Raw genomic sequence first — 25,877 nt, forward strand, 5'->3', positions numbered from 1 at the left:
GCGCTTTATGACTGATGTGAAGGCCCGGGCTGGGGTGATGCCGGGCCGGGCTGAGGCGCTTCAACGCCTGGGCCGGATAACCGCTGCACCTCAGTTCGAGACAGCCTTATCAGCGTCTGGTTACGCGTGCTGACCCGTTCGATGTCCAGCCGGTTCAGCGCCTCGCTGTAACGTTGAAGCGTCTCGGCGTCCTTGCGATCAGTGTATTGGTCCTCCAATGCCGCAAGTTTTCGCTGGAACGTCTCATCAAGGCTACTCAGCTCTTCGCGATAGCGCTCCTCGAGGTAGTCAGTCCAGTAGCTATGGGAGATCAAGGATTGATAAAACTCATCGCTTGCCTCCGCGTCCAGGATCGACGCCCGCGCCGCACTCAGCTGCGACCCACTGATAGGCCTGGCATACATCATGTGCTCAGTTTGCCCAGGCAATACCAGACCGTCGGGCCACCCTCGCGTCAGCGGGATACGGTACTGCAGGTGCACTTCAGCCCGGTCTTGATTGATCGCATGGGTTTCAGCCAATTGCTCGACCCTGCCTAAGCGAAACAACTGCCGCGACAAGTTCAGCAAGGCGCGGCCCTTCAAGTCGGGACGTCCCGTAGGCACATTCAGCAAGGCGTTGTGTACGTACACATGCGTTTCCAACTCGGTGAATACCAGGATTCGGCCGTCGTGACAGGTTTGGTGAGTCTGGGCATTGATAAACAGCGTGTTGCGCAGGCTTTCGTCTTGCGCAGCAGCGTCTATCACCTCCCAGACACGTTCCGTAAGGCCGGTACGCGAATACCTGAACTCATCTGTCAAGCGTAGTTGCGAGAGTAAGAAAAAGAACGCGTCATGGTCGTCCGTATGGGCCAGCCCATTCCATTGGCTCGTTCTGATACCCGTAGACTCGGCACGTGTACCCACCAACCATGGCGCGAGCGCCTCGGGGGCAACGTTAAGGTGCGCGTTGACAAGTTCCTCCAGGGGTTCGACCGCTGCTCCCCTGTCGTCATCATCGTCGAAATCATCCGAGTCGGGATCAGAGTCCGAATCCGAACCCGAGTCCGCGTCAGAACCTGACTCAGAACTGTCAGAACCGGCTTGATGCAACCGAACTTGAATCGTCAAGTCAATATCGTGCCGGGACATCCCCATGACCGCTCCCCTGTTGTGGGCATCGCTGTAAGCACGCATGAGTTCCAGGCTGTTGAGCGACAAAGAATTCTCCGCCAAGTCGGTACCCGCCACGAACCCCTCATGATTGCCATTGAGCAAGCGGTCCGGAAAGGTGGTGAGGAGATTTCGGCTCAGATCGAGCCGGGTCAGATGACGCGCTTCCAATACACCTTCGGGCCAGATTCGAATACTGTTGTAGCTCAGGTCCAGGGTTTCCAGGCGACTGAAAGTCTGAGCATCGAATGTGTCCAGGTTGTTATGACTCAAGTCGAGCCAGCGCAAGCGCTCGCCGCCCAGCTGGGTCGCCAGGGTGACAGCATCCGAGAAATCATTGCTGGCAAGCTCCAGGCGCTCCAGTTGGCTCATGTGCTCAAGCGCGGCGGGCAATTGCGTCAGTTTGTTGCCACTGAGTATCAAGCGGTTCAGCCCAGTGAAGCTTGAGAGAAACCCATTGGAGCCTTGGGCGCTTATACGCACACCGGACAAGTTGAGCGTGCGCACGTGTGGTAACTGCACCCCCAAGTCCGGCAGGTCTGCGGTTAGCAAGCTGTCGAAGCTTAACTCTGGATCAGGCGCACGGTTGTACCCCGACAAACCCTCCTGCCAGCAATCACGAATATTGCGCATCGCCAGCAGGCGGTTTTCTGCGCGAACCGCCACCGCTGCGCCCGGACCCTCAGGGGCGAGCCTCCAACCTTCCCAGCCGCGCACCAACGTTTCGTTTGGCACCTCACGGGTGAAGATCCAACCATTCAAGCGGCGCACCAACGCTTCGCCAGCCTGTTGCCATTCGCTGATCTGCGCGTCGATGCGAGTATCGGTGAGGCCCTCCTGGCGCAGCCGCTCAAGCCATTGCAGTGCCTGGTCATCGCTCATGCCCACGACCAGCCGTTGCAGACGCGGCGCATACCCGGCTGCGCCCGCAAGCCCTTCGCCGCCCCTGGGCAGAGGTAACAAGTGCCGGGCAACCGTCGCGGCGGTTTCTTGTGCAGGAAACGCCTGAGGTGCTGGCTCAGCGCAAAACCGTCGCAATGCCCCGGCCGGCAGGCCTTTGTTGGTTTCTACGCGCTCGCGAGCCGTACTCAGGGAGGCTTCACCCTCGGCACTGAAAAGGTTGCCGGCAAACTCGGTTTTCATTAGCACGGCATCATTGGCGAGGACGGCGTCTGGCAGTGTCGAAACAGCGTTGTCACGCAGGTCCAGGAACGCCAGACGTGGCAGGCCTTCGGCTCCCGTTGGCCAGGTTTTCAGGTGGCCCCCGCGCACGCTCAGCGCGTTGAGGTTGGACAGTGCGCTGGCGTCCAGGCTTTCCAACGGGTTATCACGCAGGTTCAGTTGTTCAAGCTGCGTCAGTTGGTTGAGTTGCGCCTGTACCTGGGGCGTGACGACAATGCGGTTGTTGGACAGGTCAAGCCGACTCAGTTTTGGCAGGTTGGCGGGTACGAACGGCAATTCAGTCAGACCATTGGCACTCAGTTCAAGGGTTTGCGCATCACCGAATGCGCGTATAAACCCACGCGACTGGACACTGGGCACGCCCTCCAGCTGGCTTAGACGCAGGGTTTTGACATGGGAAAACACGCCAGCTGGCAATATGGGCAGTTCCTGGACTTTCTCAATATTTTGCCCGCCAAACCCCCACGATTCACTCTGGGGAAATTCAAACGTGTCGACGCCTTCAGTCACCACTGCGTAGCGCTGCTGCACAGCCCCACGCCAGCTTTTCTCAAGCGCGTGCAAAACCGCCGCGTTGCTCCCCGAGCCCCAGTGGGCCAGCTTCGTTCTGTTTCTTAACAGTAGCGCGGACGGCTCATAAAATTGCCGGAAGATCCCGACATACTCCATGTGCAGTAACTCGACAGCGGCCATTCTGGTTTGCGCCGTGTCCCACTTCGCCATGACGCTGTCAGTCAGGGGCGCGCTTCGAAAGCGATCGCCCAGCAGAAAAGCCAACTCCCCCCTGCTGTAGCTGCGGACCATCTCGTCAAGACTGATCAGGTGCCCTGAACTCGCAGGCAGGGCTTTGACATACTGGTAGGCGGGCACGAAAGACTCACGGGTAAACCGCGACCAGTCCAATGACAACCCAGCCCACACGTGTTCATGCCCGGCATAGAGCGTGCCGGGCAATGAATCGATGCCACTGTTACCCAGATCCAGACGTTTGAGCTGTGCAAGGCGGCTCACGAATGCCGGCCATTGGGTCAGGCCTGCGGGCGCAACGATTTTCAGGCTTTTCAACTGCGTCAAGGCACTCAAGTCCAGGCTATTGAGCGCAGCCGGCCCGAGCCCGGCGTAGTTGAGATGCAGCGCCTCAAGCGTGCTCAATGCGGTGAGCCTTGAGGAGAAATCCGCGGGCAATGCATTTGCGTTTGAATCGAGCCTCAGGTCTTTAAGGCCGCGCATACCCTCCAGAGCCCGAGGCAAGCTGACCTGAGTAGCGCTGTTACTCGCGCCGAAAAGCGCGACCGGATGCCGTTCACTGAGTGTGAGTTTTTCAACCTGGGGAAACCGCGCCAGGCACGCTTGCAGCTCGGCCTCACCCACGCCCTCCGAAGATAGCGACAGCTCACGCACATGGGAAAAGTCGACGTCCAGGGGTGGCAACTGATCACTGCAATAGAGCTCAAGCATCTCTGCGCCAGGTTCTTCCCCGGCCAAAAGGGTACGATTCCAGCTTTTCTTGATGGCGTCCGCGGCCTGCATCCTCTGCAAATACTTCAATTGCTCCACATCCACCCCGCCGCGCAGGGGGTTGACCAACGGTTGCGTGCCTACCCAGTTATCGAGTTGCGTATACAGGCTGTTGCGTTGGCGTTTAAGCGTGCGCAGCAGCGCGACCGTTTCCCGTGCGCTTTTACCCGCCCGCTGTTGCGCCAAAAGAAACCCGCGCACATGGCGGTCCTCCAGGCCCGGGTAGATTTGGCGGATTTCTCGGGTGAGCACGTTTGCGGGCATGCTTGCACTTGAACCCGCGCCGCGCCCGCTGGCGTAGTACCCCACCAACTTGTCGTTGACCCGCACGGGGGCCTTGAACAGCGGCGCCCGGGGCTCCAGCAAGCGCACCGCCTCGGCGCGATGCACATCGGTATACGCGATGATTTTTTCTTGCAGCCCAGCGCTCTGGCTTACCTGTGGCACCCCCAGCCCCTCACGGGCATGATCAGGCAGCGCGTGCATCAGCGACGCGTAAAAGTTATCGCCTTCCACGGGCAGGCTGTTAAGCGCTTCGCCTCGGTCATCGAATGCCTGGTAGCGCGGGCCGCGTTTGACCAGGTATTTTTTTTCGCTCGCCGTCTGCGGGCCAATGCTGTCGAGCAACGCGCCGTCGACACGGGTGTCACGCACCTCCAGGCGCAAGGTGTCCGGCCAGCCAGGCAGGCGCTCCAGGCTGTGCAAGGCCAACCGCCGACTGTCCGCCGAGGCAATCGTTTCGCTGCGCAGCCCGGCATACGCACGCGTCAGGCGGCCCTCACGGGCATACCAGCGTGCGTGCTCCAACATATTGAGCGGCACGCGACGGGTGCTTTCAAAGCGTTCAAGCTCACCAACGCGCGCCTGCGCCAGCACTTCCTGCGCCGCCGCTTCACTGAGCCCGGGGCACGTGCGTCGCAGCAGCCGCACGCGACTGTCCATCGGCTCCGAGCCTGTATAGAGGCTGTCAAATATCGCCGCCTTGCGGGTGCGGGCGTAATCAACCAGCAGCTTATTGAGCGCCGCCACGCGTGATTCCTCGGTAAGCGCCCCTTTGTCCCCGAGCAACTGCGTGACCTCAGCCTCATCCAGGGCGACGAGGATCCGCGACGCCAATTCCCCCCCTTGCAAGTTCCTGCGGGTAACCTTGATGGTAGGTTTTCGGGGGCTCGCGGCAAACGCTCGCTCTGAGCCGTACCGGACGGATTTGCCAATGGTGCCCGGTCCTTCGAACACCTCCAGCACCCTGCCCCGCGGCCATGTGGGCATTTGCGTCACCAACGGCAAGGCATAGGAATACAGCTCATTGACCGGTTTGCTGCCTGCCATTTGTGCAATCACCTGCTCCACAGCGGCGTCGGCTTTGACCAGGCGCATGGCATCTGTCAGCTCAGGCGGCGGCGCGGCGTTATCGACGTGCATTTTGCGCAAGGCGTTATCGCTGACACCGCTGAGGTCGGCAATGTCGAGCAGTTGCTGATCCGTCAGGCCCTCGGTTGAATGCCCCATGCGGCGCAACAGGGTCAGGCGGTCCCATTGCAGCGGGTATTCCAAGGTATGCCGCCAGGCACCGCGGCGGTTGTTTTCCAGAATCGGCTGGTAAGCCTCGGTATCGGTTGGGTGCTTGATACGCCACTGTTTTATCGCATCATCAAAGTACGTTTCATACACTTTGCCGTCCTGGCGCAGGTAAAGGTTGCCCTCATGCGCGTAGTGCCCCAAAGCGTCAGGAACGCTGCCTTCAGCCAGCACCACCGGGCTTTGATAAGGGCCCAAGTCAGGGCGCCAGAGACGGACCTGGCCATTGGGCAACGTGACCGGGCTAAGCGGTTCAAGCACAGGCTCGGGGTCAAGCGCTTTGAATTTTCCCGCCGCCGCCCCCACACCCGCCATCACCGCGAGCTGGGCCAGATTCTCCGCCAAGTCGATCAGGTGCGCCTTGGCCGCGTGCTTGTCGCCCTCGGCCCACTCCACCGATGCCTCCACGGCCTCCGACAGCAACTGCTCGGCCATCAACGTCAGCATGACTTCACCCAGTACGGGCACAAACATCGAGACCAGATTGAGTGCCAGCATGCCGACTTCGAACAAATGCGCAAGCTTGGCCTCCCGCGCCTTGGCATCGACCTCGGCGGTAGGCACCGCATGGGCGCGGGCATCGGCCAGGATCTTGTCACGGTGTTTTTCGTACAGGTAGGGCCATAGGTCGAGCAGCCCGGAAAAGGTCCCTATGCCGCGGTAGGGCATCATGTTGCTGGGTGCAAGGTAAGGGTCGCTGACCGGCTCCATTTTCGCAGGCTTTTCAGGCGGCAATTCTTTGATGCGTGTGAGCGGCGACAATCCAAATACGAACGCCACGAACCATCGCCAAGGCGAGCTGGAAGACTTTTGTTTGAACTGACTGAAATAGTAGGGACGCTGATCATAGGGCAGGAACTGGCTGAAAAACTGTTGGTAGGCCGTTGGCGCCGGGTCGTCATCCGCCATCCCGTCGCGCGCGGTGAACAGGCGTTTGAACTCCAGGCGTAGTTGCTGGCGGGTATAGCGCTTGAGGGGGGTGAACCGGGTCATGCGGGACATACAGAATCAACGCCTCGCCGTAGCGGTCACCGATTGCAAAATAGACGCAGCCGGTGAGTCTTTTTTGCATCAGGCTCAGGTCCAGCGGCCAGACTCGCTCGTCGCCAAGCGTGGGATACAGATTGCCGTTGATCACCGACAGGATCATGACGTGATCCGCAGGCTCGATATCGCCTTTCACCACGGCATATTCGGCGGCCGCCTTCATAGCCGCTTTTTGGCTGGCAATGAAGTGTTGCTGAAGCGGCGGTTCAGGGCGGGTGTCGACCGGGTCGAAAAACGCTTTGAGGTAGCTTTGATACTGCGCGCCGATATCCAGGCTGCGGCACAAGGTCATGAACTGGCTGACCGTCAGCTCGACAGCGGCCTGTTCAAAGGTGCCAGGTGTGGTGCTCTCGAGCACAAAACCTGAAGTCTTGTGGTAGGCACCCGCCTTGCATTCCCAGGCTTCGAAATTATGCAGGGTCGCTTGCAGCATCGACAGCTTCAACAGTTCGAACGAACCCAGTTCCGCTTCCAGTACGCTGATATCCAGTGCACGGCGCAGGCACAGGAACGTCTTGTCCACGTCTACCTCGACCTTGAACTGGTCTTTGAGCGCTTTGAGCAACAATGGCCTGGCGAACGCATCGACGTCCTTGAATGCCGCCATGGTGTTATCCAATTGGGCCTGGGCCACAGCGTTGGCTTTGACGCTTGCATTGATGCTGTTGCGCTGGGCGGGCGTGGCACTTTTGTACCATTGCGGCAAGACCGGGGCCGCGGCTTTAAGCGCCTGCCGGCGAGCCGGCGTTGCCTCGACCAGCCATTGAGGCAGGTTCTGTTCGAGCAAGTCGCCGTGAAGACTGCGGGTAGCCTCAAGCGCCAGGCTAACGGCAGGTTGAGGGGATGAATCTGCCATGGTGTCACTCCTTTGAAATGGAATGACAGGACATCACGCGAGTCGATGTGCCCGGTGGTGCATAAATAGCAGCCCGCGCCACGCCGGGTTGAAGGCCCAGGCTTTATTCGCGGTATACCGATACCGCCCCCGCGCTGAGCAAAATCGTTTTTCTAATGGCGGGCCGACCCTCGGCCCATCGCCCCGGCCGCCACAAGGCACCGGATTGAAACCGGAAAAAGGATTTTGTCATGCATGCCGCAACGCCCTCCGCGTCCCCCCTGCCCCTGAGCCAACTGCCCGCCAAGGCCGTGCATGAACGGTTCGCCACACGCCCGGCCTTGTATTCAGTGCTCTCCAATGCCTTGCGCAATCGCATTCTGGAGCACTACCCCACGCTGGCGCTGGACCTGCTCAACCTCAAACTGGCCAGCCCGACCCCCTCGGGCGCTTACACCTACCGCCTGCTGATGAACGTGGTGATCGAGCATGTACTCAACCCGCAGCTGCTGGACCTGCACTCCCACCGCGAACTGCCGTATTACTTGACGCAGAAAGTACCCAATATCCTCAAGCCTGCGACGCTGCCACTGATCGACATGCAAGTGATCGCGACAATCATCGACGAGTTGCGCCTGTCGCTCCCCGTGTATTTCCAGCACGACCTGGCTGACTACTGGAGCGCCAGCGACAGCCATGGCAACAGTCGCTGGCAGTGGCTGGGGGATTTTCTCAATGGCCAGATGACCGCCGCGGCGGCCGGCCGATCAAACCTCAACGACAGCCAACGGGACATGCTCAGCGTGGTCGCCACCTGGCCGACACGCGTGGAGCGCCTGCCGCACTCCACGCCCATTACCTATGCCTATTTCATTGAAAGCACCCTCGCCAGGGCCGGTGAAGAAACCCGCGTACTGACACCCGACCTGCTGCTGGTGCGTGATAAACACGTACTGCTCTACAGCGTGGCCGGGGCCATCGAGACTTTTGCCTCCCTCGATGACTTCGGCGTCGCCTGGACCGCCAGGATGCACAACCAGTTCCAGTTCGAACGTCTGACTTGGCGCTGCAACGAACCCGATACCAACGTGTTCGAGCAACAGGCCGGGCTGATCCTCAATCAACAGCTTGAAGATCTGCAGGCATTGACATTCCAGGGGCATGACGAACTCACCCTGGAGCGGCGCCTGGACACCCTCACGGACCCCGCGCTGTGGTTTACCACGCTCGCCACACCCGAGCCCGCGCGCCTGCAGCAGGTCAACCAGCAACTGCCCGACTGGCTCAGGCAAGCCGAGCCCGCAGACCGTTTTGCCTACCACCGCCACCTTCAGGATATGGCGCGAGTGCTGCAACAGAACCAAGGCCGCAGCTTCAACGAAGGGATTGAAAATATCCACGCGTTCAGCCGCAATGCCCTGCGCACGCAAATGAAAATGGATCACGCCGACTTCGACCCCGACGAAGTGCTGCTGGATTTCGCCGTGGCCGCCGGTTACCCAGGCGGTGCCGGCATTATCGAGCACGTGCCGCTGACGCTGACGCAACTGGCACTGAAGAATCTTGCCGGCAAGCCCAAAGGCACACTGACGCTCTCGACCACAGGCACCCAGGCCCTGCCGGACTGGCTGGATGAAGACTATCTGTTGGGCAGCAATGGGTTGATCCAGCGCGTCGATATCGGCAGCGCCTACCCGAAAAAAATCCAGGCTCTGCTGCTGTCCGATACCCGCGATGCACGGCGCCGGGAAACGCTGTTTACCGGTGAACTCAAGGTCAAGCTGCCCATGCAGGCGCTGGAATACAAAATCCGCCGACAGCACGGTGTCACCGTCACCGGTTACCGCTATGTCAAAGCGCTGCTGGGTGAAATGCCCGCCGACCGCTATGTCGATGAACAGGAGATTGTCCTGCGACCACTGGCGTTGTGTCGCAAGGCTGGCGCCAAGCCCGATGAAGTCAACAACGCCTTTATTATCGAACCGCGCGATGCCCGTATCGGGCCACACCTGCTGTATCAACCGTTATATGCCGATTGCCTGCACGAATACCCCACGCGCCAAGCGCTGCTGGACGCGCTGGCCGAACCGGGCGAGCTGCAAACACGTGTGCTGACCTGGCTGAGCGACACGGCGCGCCCGGTGTATGCCTACAACGGCATCCGGGAACCGCACATCATTCGCTTTTTGCCGGGCGATGAAACCCGCCCGCCGCAACAACCGGCACCTGCAACCCTGGCAGTCGATGAGGGCGCCGGAGAGTGGCTGCAGTCTCAGCTCAACGGCCAATTGCTGCACCATCTGTTCGGCAGCACCGCACGGGCGCTGGTCGACCTGGCTGACCGCGAGTCGGTCTCCAACAGCGAGAGCCGCTGGGCCATTGTGATGGAGGGTGCATGGCTGCTGTTCAATACCCTGCTGCTGCCACTGGTACAGGGGCCGGCGATGTTGGCGGGCTGGTTCATGGTACTGGTCGCCAGCCTGGAGCAGGACCTGGCAGGCCTGGACAGCACTGATGCAACCACCCGTGAGCTGGCGCTGATTGATCTATTGCTCAACACCGCGATGGTTCTGCTGCACGCTGGCGCACCTTCCAGCCGATCCTCGCAGCCGTTGCTGGAGCCAGCCGCACAAGAGCGCGGCGTGCACCTTGAAGCCTGGCGTCACCGCGGGGATTGCCGCCTGGGCAAACCGCTCCAGTGACCCGCCGTGGCGCCGTGTCGCTGCCGGGTGAGCCCCCCGCGCAAGGGCACACCACCCTGGACTTCAGCCGTTCGTTGGCCAGCCCCTAGGCCGCCGCGAAATTGCTCAAGGCGTTACTGGATATCCATGTGCCGTGGCCCAATCCCCTGCCAACCGCGCAGACAACCGGCGTGTTCAAAGGGCTCTACCGGATCAACGACAAATGGCACGCCAGCATTGCCGGGCTACTGTTCCAGGTCAGCGTGGTGCCGGGTTTTGGCGATGTCTACATCGTTCATCCGCAGCACCCGCTGCATCCTGGCTTCAGGCTGTTCAGCGACGGCCAGGGGCATTGGCGGCTGGATCGCGGTGCAAGGCTGGAGGGAGGCATGCCCAGGGAGCGGTTAAGTGAATGGCAAAAAAAACGCAAGGCTCGATTGGAGGAGCTGAACTCAGGACTCGAAGCCCTCAGTGTTGAAGCAAGTGCATTGGTACCCCAGGCGCAACAGCTCACAGACACAGTGAAAAAGGCTCAGGGTCAACTGATAGAACACAAGCAAGCCTTGAGAGCGGACTGGGAAAGGCTTGGCAGCGCCACATTACTTCCCGAACTGCGCCCCCGAATCGCTGAACGTCATGCGCAAAGGCAAGACTCGACAGCACGCGCCACAAGCGCTTGGAACATTGCAGTCGACAATTACCAGGAAAACACAAAAGCCTATATTTCCACCCAGGAAAAATCGCTGGCCATGGCCAGAGAACTGCTGGAACTGGACAGAACGCAGCGTCAATACACGGAGGTACGAGATATCGCGACCAACAACATTTTCAATTACTTATTATCGTCTTACTCGAACCTGTACCAGAAAATCAAAAACACGCTGGATACCGTACGCGGCGAAAGCCTTTCCGAGCTATTGCGACGGGTCAACACAGAACTGCCCAACCACATCACCGACGCTTACGAGGCGTTCATCAGCGGTGCAACGCAGCGGCTGGAAGTTCTCAAGGAAATGTTCGACGTCGCGCAAAAGATTGAAGCCACTCTGCAACAGGCTCATCCGGAATTGAGGACTCGGCTCACCAGTAAAATCACGTCCAACAACACGGTTTCGTCGGTGATTATCGAACAGCATAAGCTGTTGGCGTATGTCGAGTTGATCGTCGATCGGGCGCGTGACACTGACAACCCAAAGGAGCGGCCTTTCCTCGAGGTTCTCACCGATCGCCGAGCGACTATCGCCATACTCACGCATACCGAAATACTCGCCACCAGCGGTTACTCAGCGGCCGAAAAAATTGACGTTCTCAAGGGTGCGCTCCAGCAGTTCGGTCGACTGGAAAACGCCGTTAACTCGTTATCTGAAATGGGTTCCGAGCTTGTGCGAGAGCGCTACAGAACCTCTTTCCTGGAGCAGTTCAGCGTGGCCCGCACCACCCTCGAAGCGCAACTGGCCCAGTTGATCCTCTCTGAAGAGGGCTTTGCCCCCAGGCAAGCCCCCAACCGATACGCCCGGCAGAAACCCGCCAGCCGCAGGCTGATCAAAACCCGTAACCGGGAGACCCTGGTGGGTGACTTGCGTGCGAGCGAGCCAGGTGTTGAAGGCAGTTTCGTCGACATCAAGGACCCACTCACCGGGCAAACCATCGCCACTTACCATCAACACGCCAGTGAAGCCGTCTGGAACGTCGTCGACCCCGCACAATCGCCCGAGCCGCCCACTGCGCATGTGGGCCGCCGCACGTTAGCAGCGATCAAAGCGCAGGCAGAGATCGTCAAGGGCGAACGGGCCGGTATTGATGCAAGTATTCGCTTTCAACAGCGCAAGCTTCAGGACCTCAGCCGACGCGAGGGCCTGGACCCTCACGAATGGGATGTGATGCTAAGCCAGCATGCGGCGAAGTTCGAAGCCCTTGCTGAGGAGCTTATGCGTAACCATGCGACCCATGCAGAAGGCGTCACATTGCGCACTGATTACCTGACGCAAGCCAGCGCCGCGACACAACAAGCCCGCGAGGCATGCGCCACAGGGTATAAGCTGCAGCGCCCGAAAGCCGCCAATGTCGCTTATTTGTGGCGCCATGGCTTTGTCGATATCAACCTGGTGCGCAGTCGAGTCGTTTTGAAGGCCGGTGACTTTCTCACCGAGTATGCCATTCGTGATAAAAAACCGATCAACGCCGGCAACCCCCTTGAGGACGGCGTGTTGTGGTACGCCCACTTCCACTACCCCGCCGCCGATACACCTGCGTCGCAACCTGCCTTCGGCCATTTGAAAACGATTGCCGAGCGCAGGTACACCCGCCGGGAACTGATCGAGCAAGCACGCGCCGACAACCGTGCCGTGGTCAACCTGGAGAAAGCCGAGATCAAGCCACCGCTCGACCAGGAGTTGTTCCTGGGGCTGGAAGCGCTATGACCTGAATAGGCGCCGCCGGATTGTCTATGCTCTGTACGAACACCTTGCAGACGAGGGCTGTATGGACGACCCCAACGACAACAAACCGCCGAGCTTCTGGCAGATGCTGCACAGCGTGATGGCGGCGGCCTTTGGCGTACAGAGCGGCAAAAACCGCGCCCGCGACTTCACCCACGGCAAGCCCAGCCATTTTGTGATCATGGGCTTGCTGTTCACGGCGGTGTTTGCGTTGACCTTGTTCGGTATCGTCAAGCTGGTGCTGCACCTGGCCGGGGTTTAACGCAGCAGCAGTTGCAGGCTGAACGGGTAGCGGTAAGAGGCGGGCTTGCCTGCAGCCGACAAGGCGCGAAAATCCACCGGCGGCGTTGGCCCCAGCAAGCGCTGTGCCTGGGTGCTATCGATCAACTGGAACAACGCCTGCTGGCGATCACGCCCGCCGTAGGCGCCGATATCGACACCCTTGGCATCGTCATTGATCAATACCATCGCCCACCCGCCCAGGGTGAAATGCCCCGCCACCAGAGTACTCAGGCGCCCCTCCAGACGCGCATTGAGGATATCGGGTGAGCTGTTGATGGCGCCGAACAGGATGTCCCTGCCCGGCATGCGCCCGCTGCTTTGCAGCGCCTGCATGGCCCCCAGCGCCATCTCATCGTTGGCCGACCACACCAATGCGGTATGCGGGTAGCGCTTAAACAACTGCGTGGCTTGTTCAAACGCGCGTTGGCGGTTCCACTCACCGTAGACCAATTGGCGCAGGCGCACTTCGGGGTGTTCGGCCAGGGCGCGGTGCAAGCCTTGTTCGCGCAGTTGCGCGGCCGGGGTATTCTTGGCGCCGGAAAACGCCAGCAGGTCGAGTGACTCGCCGGCGGCGATCGGGCCGTGCTGGTGCAGCAGGTCGATGAGCATCAGGTAACCGGCGTGCTCGTCGTCCGCCACCAGGCTGCCGATCCACTGCGCGTCTTTATGTGCATCGAGCAATTGCACCTGGTCAGCGGTGAGCGCGTTATTGACCATCAGTAACTTCACCCCACTGCCCTGGGCCATGCGCAGAATTTGCGGGGCGACATATTGCTCGTTCACCAGCACCAGGTAATCGGGCCGCTCACTGCCTTGCAGCGTTTCCCGGGCCTGGGCCAAGGTGTTATCCGCGTTGCGCTCGGAATAACGCACGCGCAAATCCAGGCCGAGGTCCTTGGCGGCGGCCTGCATGAATTGCGCATAGCTGACCCAGAAGGTTTCCGTGGACGTGCCTGGGTTGAGAAATACCACCGACGTCGCATGGGCCATCGCCCCATACGCCGATCCCAGTAACCACGCACACGCAATCAGAACCTTCAACATGGTTATTTGAGCCTCGAATGTTGATCGCCATCATAGTGGCAATGCGACAGTCAATCGAGGTTCAATCAACCTTCTTTTACTGGTGGCTAACCCAGAACACGGCGGTTCCAACCACCAGAATAATCAGGAACAGAATGGCCCAGGCATCAACGGTACTGTCAGGTTTACGGGCTTTGGTTGAGTTGCTCATCGCATCGCCTCTTGTCGGTTTTATAGGTGATTGCACGAAGACACGAGCACAGTAAAGTTGATGATTGCCCGCATGACAAATGTGGGTATCGCGATAACGGTTCTCATTAGTCAATTTGGTTATTTACATATACTCAAACATCACTTTTGCGCATAAACGCAAACTGGTATCGTGCGCCGGCTCCGTTGGGAGTGCGCGGCCGTGCGCGCAGATTTGCCGAGAACAGGACCTATATGTACGTATACGACGAATACGATCAGCGCATCATCGAGGACCGCGTCAAGCAGTTCCGTGATCAGACCCGACGCTACCTAGCAGGTGAACTGAGCGAAGAAGAGTTCCGCCCTCTGCGCCTGCAAAATGGCCTTTATGTTCAGCGCTTTGCGCCGATGCTGCGGGTTGCCGTGCCTTATGGCCAACTGACCTCGCGCCAGACGCGCATGATGGCCAAGATTGCCCGCGACTTCGACAAAGGCTACGCCCACATCAGTACCCGCCAGAACGTACAGTTCAACTGGCCGGCGCTGGAAGACGTGCCGGACATCCTCGCTGAGCTGGCGACCGTGCAGATGCACGCGATTCAGACCAGCGGTAACTGCCTGCGCAACGTGACCACCGACCAATTCGCCGGCGTTGCCGCTGACGAGCTGATCGACCCACGCCCCTGGTGTGAAATCGTCCGTCAGTGGACTACCTTCCACCCGGAATTCGCCTACCTGCCGCGCAAGTTCAAGATCGCCATCAATGGCTCGACCTCGGACCGCGCCGCCATCGAAGTGCACGATATTGGCCTTGAGCCGGTGCACAACGCCGCCGGCGAGCTGGGTTTCCGTGTGCTGGTGGGTGGCGGCCTCGGCCGTACGCCAGTGGTCGGTGCATTCATCAATGAGTTCCTGCCGTGGCAGGACCTGTTGAGCTACCTCGACGCCATCCTGCGGGTCTATAACCGCTATGGCCGTCGTGACAACAAGTACAAAGCCCGGATCAAGATCCTGGTCAAGGCGCTGACCCCTGAGGTATTTGCCCAGAAGGTCGATGCCGAGATGGAACACCTGCGCGGCGGCCAGACCACCCTGACCGAAGCCGAAGTACACCGTGTGGCCAAGCACTTCGTCGACCCTGAGTACAAAGCCCTGAGCAATCAGGACGCCGAACTGGCTGCCCTCGACCAGCAACATCCAGGCTTTGCCCGCTGGCGCACGCGCAACACCCTGGCGCACAAAAAGCCGGGCTATGTGGCCGTGACCTTGTCGCTCAAGCCTACCGGTGTTGCACCGGGCGATATCACCGACAAACAGCTGGACGCCGTCGCCGATCTGGCCGAGCGCTACAGCTACGGCCAACTGCGCACCTCCCACGAGCAGAACATCATTCTCGCGGACGTCGAGCAGAGCCAACTGTTCACCCTGTGGGGCGAGTTGCGCGAAGGCGGTTTCGCCACGCCGAACATCGGCCTGTTGACCGACATCATCTGCTGCCCAGGCGGCGATTTCTGCTCCCTGGCCAACGCCAAGTCGATCCCGATTGCCGAATCGATCCAGCGCCGTTTCGACGACCTGGACTACCTGTTCGACATTGGCGAGCTGGACCTGAACATCTCCGGCTGCATGAACGCCTGTGGGCACCACCACGTCGGCCACATCGGCATCCTGGGCGTGGACAAGAAAGGCGAAGAATTCTACCAAGTGTCCCTGGGTGGCAGCGCCAGCCGCGATGCGAGCCTGGGCAAGATCCTCGGCCCGTCTTTTGCCCAGGAAGCCATGCCCGAGGTGATCGGCAAGCTGATCGACGTGTACATCGAACAGCGCACCGAAGATGAGCGTTTCATCGACACCTACCAGCGCATTGGCATCGACCTGTTCAAGGAGCGCGTCTATGCAGCGAATCATTAAGAACAACGAAGTCCTCGACGAAACCTGGCACCTGCTGCCCAAGGACGCGAGCTTCGACGGCATTTCCAACTGCGACGACCTGATCGTGCCGCTGGCCCTGTGGCGCGAACACGGGCACGCCCTCAAGGCCCGCGACGGCGGCCTGGGCGTGTGGCTGGACGCCGACGAGGAAGCCGAAGAGATCGGCGACGACGTGCAGCACTTCCAGGTCATTGCCCTGAACTTCCCGGCCTTCACCGACGGCCGCAACTACTCCAACGCGCGCCTGCTGCGTGACCGTTACGGTTACAAGGGCGAACTGCGCGCGATTGGCGATGTGCTGCGCGACCAGCTGTTCTACCTGCGCCGTTGCGGGTTCGATGCCTTCGCCTTGCGCGCCGACAAAGACCCGTATGAAGCGCTGGAAAGCCTCAAGGACTTCTCGGTGACGTACCAGGCCGCCACGGATGAACCGTTGCCGCTGTTCCGTCGCCGCTGAGTACCAAATATGTGGGAGGAGCAGTACGCCCCTCCCACATTTGGATCTGCTTAACGCTGCCAATGCGCGAGTAAATGCGCCGCCTTAGCCGTGGGCGCCAGCCCAACGCCAAGATCGCCCTCTCGCTGGCGCTGGTGTGTGACCAGTGGTTTATCGCGCGGCGCACGCGGCAGTACCGCGCTACCATAAAGCCTTAGCGGGCAAACAGAACTCCGAGCTATCTGGCTGCCCTGCGCGCTCATTGAAACCTCATTCAAAGAGAATCCAGTTAAGCGCATTGCAAAAGAGACATTTCTTACATCCAAGAACCACGAAACGCGGCGAATCCGTCCGACATGACATCGCATAACACCGAAGTTCTAATAGACATACTTTTAGAACAGGGTTTGCCCGATGTCGGAAGCACAAAACTCCCACTCTTCACAACTTACCCCACACCCGCAGGTAACCAGGCCGGAGCGTCCGGCCTCGGTTGACACCCTCGCGCTGTTATTGGACCCGGAGTTCGACATGCGTGGCGTGGCATGGAATCCATTGTGCGGCGCGGCTACGCCGTTGATCGGGCTGGTCATCCGCCTGCGCTATCTGGATCAACTCGACAATGTACCTGCGCTGTACCAAGCCGTGCGTAACCATATCACTGCAATCTTGGAAGAGGTCAGCCAACTCGACTACGACGCCGGCATGCTCAAGGCGTACTCCTACAGCCTTTGCTTGTTAGTGGATGAAGTGGTCATGGGCACTCCATGGGGAAGATCTTCAGAATGGAGCCAGGACTCGCTCCTCAACGCCTTCCATCAGGAAACCTGGGGTGGGGAGCGGTTCTTCATCGTGATGAACAACATGATCCCCGACGCGGCCAGATACCAGCATGTGTTGGAGTTCATGTACCAGTGCCTCATCACCGGTCTGAAGGGCAAATACGGCGCCCACGCCAAAGGTGATGACGAAATACAGAAGATCATCGACCAACTGCACGGTCTGCTGCGCCCCTTGCGCGGCGAGACACCCAAGCGTCTGACCGACCCGCTGAAGAACGTCGCGCCGCGCAACTACCGGATCAAACGCACCTGGCCACTTTGGACGCCTTGGGCCATGGCCGCTGTGGTGCTGACGGTCGCCTACACGGTCTACTCAATCCGCCTGAATGCTATCACTCAGGAAGTACTGGTATCGCTGAACAAAATCCTCGCGATGTAGCGTCTTGTTCATATATAGCCGATCAGGAGGGCCACAATGCCCCGCCAAAGCGACCTGCGTTTTACCTTCGAACCCTTGAAAGGCGGCGCCTTCGACGTGGTCTCGTTCAAGCTCGATGAAAGCCTGTCCCAGCCCTTCAAGCTCACCCTGGAACTGGCCAGCCACAACGCTGCCATCGACTTCAATAACGTGCTCGACCTGGCGGGACTGTTCACGATCTCGCGCGGTGAAACCCCGGTACGTTACGTGCACGGCTTGGTCAGCCTGTTCACCCAGGGCGATACCGGCTTTCGCCGCACCCGCTACACCGCTGTGGTCGAACCGACCCTGAAGCGTTTCGATCTACGTTCCAACTGGCGGATCTTCCAGGCCCAGACCGTGCCCGACATCATCACCAGCATGCTGGCCGAGCAGAAACTGACCGACATCCGCAGCGAAATCTGCTTCGAACACCAACCCCGCGAATACTGCGTACAGGCTGGCGAAACCGACCTCGACTTCATCGCCCGCCTGGCCGCCGAAGAAGGCCTGCTCTACACCTTCGAACACCGCGCCGACGGCCACACCCTGGTCCTCACCGACCGCGTCGGCGGCCTTGGCACCATCGGCACCCATACCGATTGCCCGGTGATCTACCAGCCAATGGCGGGCGCTGATTCCATGGAACCAGCGTTAACCCGCTTTCACTACACCGAACAAGTGCGCACCGCGCGCCAGGTGCAGCGCGACTACACCTTCACCCACCCGCGCTACGACCAGCAACACACCGCCACCGGCGACCAGGACCTGAACCACCAGCACAAGGACTACGAACGCTACGACTACCCCGGCCGCTACAAGCGCGATATCGCCGGCAAGCCCTTTACCAAAACTCGCCTCACTGCACTGCGTAATGACGCCAAGCTGGCACACGTGGCCGGTGACGATGCGCGCCTGCAACCGGGACTGGCGTTCGACCTCAACGAGCATCCCCGTGAGGATTTCAATGATCGCTGGCGCAGCATTGCCGTCACCCATGAAGGCAAACAGCACAGCAGTCTTGAGGAGGAAGCATTCGGCAGCGACAGCGGCACCTCCTACGAAATGAAGGCCAGCGCGATCCATTGGATGTCCGACTGGAAAGCCCCGCTGTGCGATAAACCCTGCATCGACGGCCCGCAGATCGCCACCGTGGTTGGGCCGCCGGGCGAAGAGATCTATTGCGATGAGTGGGGCCGGGTCAAGGTGCAGTTCCCGTGGGACCGCGCGGACAAAAACAACGATCAGAGCTCGTGCTGGATTCGCGTGGCTCAGGGTTGGGCCGGTGCGACCTGGGGCGCCATGGCCGTCCCTCGTGTAGGTCAGGAGCTAGTGATCAGCTATTTGGACGGTGATCCTGACCAGCCGATCGCCACGGGCCGCACCTACCGGCAAACCAATTTGCCGCCCTATGAATTGCCCAAGCATAAGACACGCATGACCATCAAGAGCCGCACCCATAAGGGCGAAGGCTTTAACGAGCTGCGCTTTGAGGATGAACTCGGCCAGGAAGAGGTGTTTATCCATGCTGAAAAAGACAAGAACATCCACATCAAGCACAACAACACCACTTTCGTGGGTAACGACCGAAGCGAAAAAGTCGAGCGTAACGAACAAATTGAAATAGGTCACGACCGTAACGAGCGAGTGGGCAACGATGAGCGACTTGTTGTCGTTCAAGACCAGCATCTGGAAGTGGGCCGCGATCGAACACACAAACTGGGACGCAACCATCACATCAGCATTGGTGGTGACCGAATCGAGGAAATTGCCAATGATCGATCTGACAAGATTGCTGCTGACCACAACGTGCAGATTGGCGGCAACGTTGAGCAATCCGTGGGCAACCGTTACCGTCTCTCGGCAGGACAATGTATTGAGCAAAAAACCCGAGTGTTTGATCTTGCATCGGGCGAGCGCCTTGTTCTGAGAGCTCCCGGGGGCAGCATCACGATCGATGGCGACGGCATTACCCTCGATGGTCTGGCTATCAGAATCAAAGGGCCCGTCACCACAGATGCGGTCGGTACGGGTAATCCTCTTGGCCTTGCACAAAGCTCTGTGCTACCGCCGGGGGCCTTCCTGGGACGCTACACGCTGCTCAAAAACGATCAACGTGCTTTTGCAGGCTATCGATATCGCATCACGGATGGCGCAGCGGTCCTTGCCGAAGGCCTGACCTGCCCTCTGGGTGGAACCGAGTGGACGGCGACTGAGACATGCACCCCCGTGCAGGCCCACAAGGCAATCATGCGCGACGATCAGCAAATCACCGAAACCTGGCAGCCCTATCTGATGGCCGTTGATGACCAAGGGTCACCCGTTGAAGCCACCGCCATTTTCCCCGACGGTTTTCTGGATCAACACAAGGGAGAACGTGACTGATGCCCGGTCCTCTAGCCCCCGTTGTCGCTCGGATTATCGACGGTGCCTATCGCGCCTATCGTGCTAATCAAGCATTCGAAAACACTAAGACCGCCGCCGAGCTGGCCCAGCTCGCCCTGGAGATTGCCGAGCGCAGGAAGCAGATAAAACAAACGCTTCGCGCCACCATTGAAGCAATGAGCCGCGAAATCGAGGTCAAGAGTTCGACCTTTGCCGTGGTGGATCGCGGCGGCAACAGCACGGTTTCTCGGCGGGGCCAGGAGAACATCACATTCAAGGAATACATCGAGCGCAAGGTGCCTTTTCGTCCGGCCATCAGCCAGGTCTGCACCGTTGCGTTACAGATGCCGATCAAGGTGCCACGCCGTATTCGCAAGAAAATTGCTGGCGATACTGTGCAAACCACCATCGAAATCGCCCTCAAGCAGTTCACCGCCTCGTTGTTTTTTGAGGCCGTGGACGAAGCACTGGCGTGGCGCAGCCCGCTCAAGGCAGAACCCAACTACAACGGCAACAGCAAGAAAGCGCTGCTGGGTGAGCCGGCCACACGACCTAAGCGATTCGGAAGTGCAATGCAGCCTTTTTGGCCACGGCCCAAAAGTTCGCTCGCGCCGGACCTGGTAGTCGTTGAGTACCGGCAGGAGCCGTTTGAAACCGAGAATGTGTTTGCAGCGGTGGAGATCAAGTTTCCGGGGGATTGGGTGAGAGACGAACAACTGAATGATTACGTCCGGCTCATGACACCGCAAACGGGCGTCAATCCAAACAAAGTCGGCAAGGAGAAAGTTGCGCTTTTGAGGGTGCCGGAGGATTGCGTTGGCTTTGAGGCAGATGAGAAGAAATCCACTCCCAATGAGCAGGCAAGAAAGAAGAAATAATATGAGCACAACTCATCAGATGTTTACCGCTGAAGAAAAAGATCTCTTTATCGAGTTATTGAAAGAGTGGCCAAACTCTGAATCTGGCACCGAGCTAGCTTCGCATAGCGTCAGCCCTTTCCTAAGCTTCTATTTCCATCCCTCCCGTGACGACCATCGGGATGTCGCGCTATTGATGGTGGATATCCACGAAGCCTTCGAGCAACTGCTTGGCCACCCATACACCATGACAATTCATCCTGACGCAGATCGCCCTCATCCCTACCCCGAGGAGGAACCTGAGCTACGCAAGCAGGCCATTGAGGCCCATCCAAGCCTTACCTTCGCTTTCTGGTTCACAGACGAAGCAAACCATGCCTCCTCCCCGACGACGGCAGGTCATTTCTGGCGCAGTCCGCTCGAGGCAGAGGGAACCAGAACCCATTATTCCTCGATATCATTCTATTACCGCTGGCAATGGTGGCTGGACAACCGCGATGCCTGGCGCCAGTTCGTGCTCAGGACCATTGACCTGCTCAAGGCTCATCAGGTCTACAGCGGTTTCGCCATGGCCAACCCAATGGAATATGGCACGCGGGCCGAAGTTACCACTTGGGAGCGCGCGCTGACCCCGGCTTTCTATGGGCTCGACATCGAATACCCTTTTGGCATGCGCGACGAACTACCCAACGGCATCCGCCCTCCCACCTGGGCCTTCCTGCTGGCCGATCACTGGCGCGAAAAACTCGACCTGAGCCGTGAACAGGTACGCGAAGCACTCGCCCACCCCTGCATCAGCATCACCGAACTGCACAGCGGCCAATGGATCGAGCTGGGTGAGCAGCCCGAGCTTTACCCCGTCGAACACGGCGTGCCCGAACTGCCCATGCTCTTGAACAAGCTGCTCAAGCCCATTCGCTACGACGACCTGGGATTACTGGGCTTCGGCCAATGGGACGGTGACCCGAATGAACGCTTTACCGACCCCGATAGCCTACGCTGGATGGCGCGTTTCGATGCCGACAGCGACTGGCCGACGCCAGCACAGCGACAGATCAAGCCAATGCCGCCCGCCCCCGCCCGAACCTCTAAGTCGCTTAGCATGGTCGCAGACATGACGTGCACTCAAGCTGGCTGGTGGCTTGTGCCCGGCGTTGCGGGTTCGCGCCGCGAATTCAAACAAGGCGAAATTCTGCCAACGCTCCCCCAGCAACCCAGTGACAGCTTGGCACTGTGGCAGCGCGATACCGATCAAACACCCCCAGAGCCAGCCCAGCACGCCTACAGTGGCGATCCTGCCCCGCGCACCGGTCGCTGGGAAATGGAAGCTGACCGCTGCGTGGAGTGCGCCGTCCAGTTGAATGAGCGCCTGCCGATGCATGAAGGCCAGAACGTGCGCTGGCTATGGACCGTCAGCGGCATGCGTGCACGCAGCGGCGAACCCTGCCCTTATCCGGGAAAGTGGGTGTGCGATTACAAAGCCGGCAGCGAGCGGCTATTGGATTACGCAGCCCTGATGCCTCGGGTTGATGGTGAGAAAGTTGTGTGGCGTTGGTTGGGGCTAGTGCGAGCCTGATGATCAATACCGCGCCTCCATGACGCAATCTTCACATTAACAGCGGAGCATTCGCCATGATCGAACTGTCCTCTACTGATCAGCAGCCTTTAACCTCACTGACGATTGGAGTTCTTCATGGCGAAAATCAACCTGGCCCAGCAATTGGCGACCACCCTTGAACAGGCGGGCATCAAGCGCATCTGGGGCCTGACCGGCGACAGCCTTAACGGCCTCACCGACGCCCTGCGCACCATGGACAGCATCGAGTGGATGCACGTGCGCCACGAAGAAGTGGCCGCCTTCGCAGCGGGTGCCGAAGCGGCAGCCACCGGCGAGTTGACGGTGTGTGCCGGCAGCTGCGGGCCGGGCAACTTGCATTTGATCAATGGCCTGTTCGACTGCCATCGCAACCATGTGCCGGTGCTGGCTATCGCGGCGCAAATCCCCTCCTCCGAGATCGGCCTGAACTACTTTCAGGAAACCCATCCGCAGGAACTGTTCAAAGAGTGCAGCCACTTTATCGAGTTGGTCACCAACCCGGCGCAGATGCCCCAGGTGCTGCACCGCGCCATGCGTTCGGCGATCCTCAACCGTGGCGTGGCGGTGGTGGTGATCCCGGGCGATATCTCGCTGCTGGAAGTGGAAGACAAACTCAAGCCCTGGCCGGCCCTGCACGCACCGCGCACCTTGCCAGCGGAACAAGACCTGCAGCGCCTCAGCGAGATCCTGCACAGCAGCGAGAAAGTCACCCTGCTGTGCGGCAGCGGCTGTGCCGGTGCCCACGACCAGGTGGTCGCGCTGGCCGATGCCTTGGGCGCGCCGGTGGTGCATGCCTTGCGCGGCAAGGAGCATGTGGAGTGGGACAACCCGTTTGACGTGGGCATGACCGGCCTGATCGGCTTCAGCTCCGGCTACCACGCAATGCTCAACTGCGACACGCTGATCATGCTCGGCACCGACTTTCCTTATCGCCAGTTCTACCCGACCGACGCCAAGATCATCCAGGTCGACCGCAACCCGCAGGCGCTGGGCCGTCGCGCCACGCTGGACTTGGGCATCGCTGCCGATGTGAGCGAGACCATCGATGCACTGTTGCCACGCCTGACGCGCAAGACCGACCGCAGCTTCCTCGACACGTCGTTGAAACACTACGAGAAAGCCCGCCAAGGCCTGGATGACCTGGCGCAGCCATCGAAGGCCGATCGGCCGATTCACCCGCAGTACGTGGCGCGCTGGCTCAGCGAGCTGGCGGATGACGATGCGATTTTCACCGCCGACGTCGGCTCGCCTACCGTGTGGGCGGCGCGGTATTTGAAGATGAACGGCAAGCGTCGCCTGATCGGCTCGTTCAACCACGGCTCGATGGCCAATGCCATGCCCCAGGCCATCGGTGCGCAGGCAGCATTCCCCGGGCGCCAGGTGATCTCAATGTCCGGCGATGGCGGCTTTGCCATGTTGATGGGCGACTTCATCTCGCTGGCGCAGTTGAAACTGCCGGTGAAAGTCATCGTGTTCGATAACTCGTCACTCGGGTTTGTGGCCATGGAGATGAAGGCCGCCGGTTACCTGGACACTGGCACCGAGCTGAAAAATCCGGATTTTGCCGCCATGTCCAACGCCATGGGCATCCTTGGCATTCGCGTGGAGCAGTCCGAAGACCTGGAACCGGCCTTGCGCCGCGCCCTGGCCCATGACGGCCCGGTGCTGGTGGACGTGGTCACCGCTACCCAGGAACTGGTGATGCCGCCGACCATCAAGCTGGAACAGGCCAAGGGTTTCAGCCTGTATATGCTCAAGGCGGTGATGAGCGGGCGTGGCGATGAAGTGCTCGAACTGGCGCGCACCAACTGGTTGCGCTGAGCATCAGTGGCGACGAACAGCGCCGTAGCGGACCACCACCTGAGTGATTATTTCAACCAGGCGCGGGTCCGCCTCCGGCGCGCTGAACAAGCGGAACTCGGCATCCGGCAACGCGGGTAAACCGTGTTCGGCGCCGAGTACCGTCAAGCCCGGCCCGACTTGGCTTTGCGCCATCGGTGCAATGGCAAACCCGGCCAACGCGGCGGCATGCAGCGCCGCATAACTGCTGCACTGCATGGCGCTGCGCTGGGCGATGCCGGCTTGGGCCAGACGCGTCAGCGCCGCTTCGCGGTAAGGGCAAGGCTCGGGAAACAAGGCCAGAGGCAACGGGTTCGGCAAGGCCACCAACTGCTGCCCGGACCAAGCCCAGACTAATGGCTCACACCACAGCGCCAAACCAGGCTCACTGGATTCGCACAACGAGCCCAGCACCACATCCAGCTCACCCTGCTTCATCAAACTCAACAACGAACCGGGAATGCCAACCTGCACGCTGATGTGCATGCCTGGGTATTGCGCCGCGACGTTTTGCAGTTCACGCAACAAGCGCGCATCCGCGAACTCTTCCGACACGCCTACCCGCAGGTTTCCTTCAAACGCCGAACGCGTCAGCTCGGCCCAGGCGTCCCGGTTCAGCGCGAGGATGCCACGGGCATAGGCCATCAACCGTTCGCCATCCGGGGTCAATTGCTGGGAGCGCGTGGTGCGGGTGAGCAAGGGCTTGCCCACCTGCTCTTCCAGACGGCGCAAATGCCCACTGACGGCGGACTGGGTCAGGTGCAGGCGCTCTGCGGCACGGCTGAAACCGCCCTCATCAACCACAGCAACAAAGGTTTTGAGCAACAAGGCATCGAACATATTCTGATTGGTGATCAATAGATGATTTAAATACGATTTATATTTCAATGAGCGCTATGTTGCAATGCCCAGGTCAACTTTCCCTGAGGCCACGCCATGACCACGCTCCTGCACATCGAATGTTCGCCGCGCAAACAACGCTCCGCGTCCCTGGAGATCGCTCGTCAGTTTATCGCTCGCTACCAGCAGAACGCCCCGGACACCCAAGTGGTGACCCTGGATTTATGGGCGCTGGACTTGCCGGAGTTCGACGGGCCGGTGATGGATGCCAAATACGCGGGCATCGCCGGTACGCCGTTAAGCGCAGAACAAAGCGCGGCTTGGACGACACTCACAGCGCTGGCGGCTCACCTGCATCAAGCCGATGTGCTGGTGTTTTCGGTGCCGCTGTGGAATTTCGCGATTCCCTACAAGCTCAAGCACTTTATCGACTTGGTGTCGCAGAAGGATGTGCTGTTTGAGTTCAGCCCGGAGCATGGGTTGCGTGGGCTCTTGCATAACAAGATCGCAGTGAATGTGTATGCGCGGGGGATGGATTTTTCGGCACCTGGCGCGCAGGCGATGGACTTTCAGAAGCCCTATATGGAAGCGTGGCTGGGGTTTATCGGGGTGAGCGAGGTGCACTCGCTTTATGTGGAAAAAACTATTTTGGGGCCGGAGGTGGATCAGGTGTCGCGCCTCGAAAGTGCGGGGTTGGCGGTGTTACTTGCTGATCGACTGGGGGCTAGGATCTGCTGAGTGTATATCCGTTATCGGCGTGATGGCGGCTTACGGTTCCGCTCTTACAGCCATCCCTTTCAAGGTCCGTGTTTAAAATCCGTT

Annotated in this window: 15 protein-coding genes and 1 pseudogene; 12 read left to right on the top strand and 4 right to left on the bottom strand. The window is 59.7% G+C overall.

The window, feature by feature from the left end; translation table 11 throughout:
- Positions 1-5: 5 nt before the first annotated feature.
- Positions 6-6,434: an NEL-type E3 ubiquitin ligase domain-containing protein gene (locus tag P5706_RS18995; RefSeq protein ID WP_285680873.1), complete on the bottom strand. Its 6,429-nt coding sequence runs from the start codon at positions 6,432-6,434 to the stop codon at positions 6-8.
- Positions 6,331-7,335 carry a dermonecrotic toxin domain-containing protein gene (locus tag P5706_RS19000; protein WP_285680875.1) on the bottom strand — a complete coding sequence of 335 codons (1,005 nt, stop codon included), beginning with the start codon at positions 7,333-7,335 and terminating at the stop codon, positions 6,331-6,333. The genes P5706_RS18995 and P5706_RS19000 overlap by 104 nt, the downstream gene beginning before the upstream one ends.
- Positions 7,336-7,565: 230 nt before the next feature.
- On the opposite strand from P5706_RS19000, the gene P5706_RS19005 reads away from it, so the two are divergent.
- The 3 genes from P5706_RS19005 to P5706_RS19015 all read left to right on the top strand — a co-directional run bounded on the left by P5706_RS19005 (position 7,566) and on the right by P5706_RS19015 (position 12,695).
- Positions 7,566-10,016 (top strand): dermonecrotic toxin domain-containing protein, encoded by a 2,451-nt coding sequence (locus tag P5706_RS19005; RefSeq protein ID WP_285680877.1) that lies wholly within the window; start codon positions 7,566-7,568, stop codon positions 10,014-10,016.
- 101 nt (positions 10,017-10,117) lie between these two features.
- The gene (locus P5706_RS19010; RefSeq protein ID WP_285680879.1) at positions 10,118-12,415 is read left to right on the top strand and encodes a hypothetical protein; all 2,298 of its coding nucleotides are present in this window, start codon (positions 10,118-10,120) and stop codon (positions 12,413-12,415) included.
- A gap of 61 nt (positions 12,416-12,476) precedes the next feature.
- Positions 12,477-12,695, top strand: coding sequence for a DUF2970 domain-containing protein (locus tag P5706_RS19015; protein ID WP_200433135.1), 219 nt, complete (start codon positions 12,477-12,479; stop codon positions 12,693-12,695).
- Here P5706_RS19015 and P5706_RS19020 read toward each other — a convergent pair.
- Positions 12,692-13,759, bottom strand: a complete 1,068-nt coding sequence (locus tag P5706_RS19020) for an ABC transporter substrate-binding protein (protein ID WP_285680881.1) — start codon at positions 13,757-13,759, stop codon at positions 12,692-12,694. The two genes, P5706_RS19015 and P5706_RS19020, sit on opposite strands and share 4 nt — an antisense overlap.
- 423 nt (positions 13,760-14,182) lie before the next feature.
- Here P5706_RS19020 and P5706_RS19025 point away from each other — a divergent pair, with 423 nt between their 5' ends.
- The 8 genes and pseudogenes from P5706_RS19025 to poxB all read left to right on the top strand — a co-directional run bounded on the left by P5706_RS19025 (position 14,183) and on the right by poxB (position 24,197).
- Positions 14,183-15,841, top strand: a complete 1,659-nt coding sequence (locus tag P5706_RS19025) for a nitrite/sulfite reductase (protein WP_099549122.1) — start codon at positions 14,183-14,185, stop codon at positions 15,839-15,841.
- Entirely contained in the window at positions 15,825-16,319 is a 495-nt protein-coding gene (locus P5706_RS19030) for a DUF934 domain-containing protein (RefSeq protein WP_017136920.1), read from the top strand. The genes P5706_RS19025 and P5706_RS19030 overlap by 17 nt, the downstream gene beginning before the upstream one ends.
- Before the next feature lie 74 nt (positions 16,320-16,393).
- Positions 16,394-16,516 (top strand): annotated as a pseudogene (locus P5706_RS19035) (hypothetical protein); the annotation flags it as partial.
- Positions 16,517-16,712: 196 nt separating this feature from the next.
- Positions 16,713-17,519, top strand: coding sequence for a type IVB secretion system protein IcmH/DotU (icmH, locus tag P5706_RS19040; RefSeq protein WP_200433137.1), 807 nt, complete (start codon positions 16,713-16,715; stop codon positions 17,517-17,519).
- Between the two features lie 36 nt (positions 17,520-17,555).
- Positions 17,556-19,922: a type VI secretion system Vgr family protein gene (locus P5706_RS19045; RefSeq protein ID WP_285680887.1), complete on the top strand. Its 2,367-nt coding sequence runs from the start codon at positions 17,556-17,558 to the stop codon at positions 19,920-19,922.
- Positions 19,922-20,800, top strand: coding sequence for a VRR-NUC domain-containing protein (locus tag P5706_RS19050; RefSeq protein WP_285680890.1), 879 nt, complete (start codon positions 19,922-19,924; stop codon positions 20,798-20,800). The genes P5706_RS19045 and P5706_RS19050 overlap by 1 nt, the downstream gene beginning before the upstream one ends.
- Position 20,801: 1 nt before the next feature.
- Positions 20,802-22,355 (top strand): type VI immunity family protein, encoded by a 1,554-nt coding sequence (locus P5706_RS19055; RefSeq protein ID WP_285680892.1) that lies wholly within the window; start codon positions 20,802-20,804, stop codon positions 22,353-22,355.
- Positions 22,356-22,472: 117 nt separating this feature from the next.
- Positions 22,473-24,197, top strand: coding sequence for a ubiquinone-dependent pyruvate dehydrogenase (gene poxB, locus P5706_RS19060; RefSeq protein WP_285680894.1), 1,725 nt, complete (start codon positions 22,473-22,475; stop codon positions 24,195-24,197).
- 3 nt (positions 24,198-24,200) lie between these two features.
- Here poxB and P5706_RS19065 read toward each other — a convergent pair whose 3' ends face one another.
- Entirely contained in the window at positions 24,201-25,055 is an 855-nt protein-coding gene (locus P5706_RS19065) for a LysR family transcriptional regulator (RefSeq protein ID WP_285680896.1), read from the bottom strand.
- A gap of 96 nt (positions 25,056-25,151) precedes the next feature.
- Between P5706_RS19065 and P5706_RS19070 the strand changes: the two genes are divergently transcribed.
- Positions 25,152-25,793: an FMN-dependent NADH-azoreductase gene (locus P5706_RS19070; protein WP_285680898.1), complete on the top strand. Its 642-nt coding sequence runs from the start codon at positions 25,152-25,154 to the stop codon at positions 25,791-25,793.
- Positions 25,794-25,877 lie beyond the last annotated feature (84 nt).

It is taken from the genome of Pseudomonas sp. ChxA (genome assembly GCF_030263855.1).
In the GTDB taxonomy this organism is placed as follows: domain Bacteria; phylum Pseudomonadota; class Gammaproteobacteria; order Pseudomonadales; family Pseudomonadaceae; genus Aquipseudomonas; species Aquipseudomonas fluorescens_CB.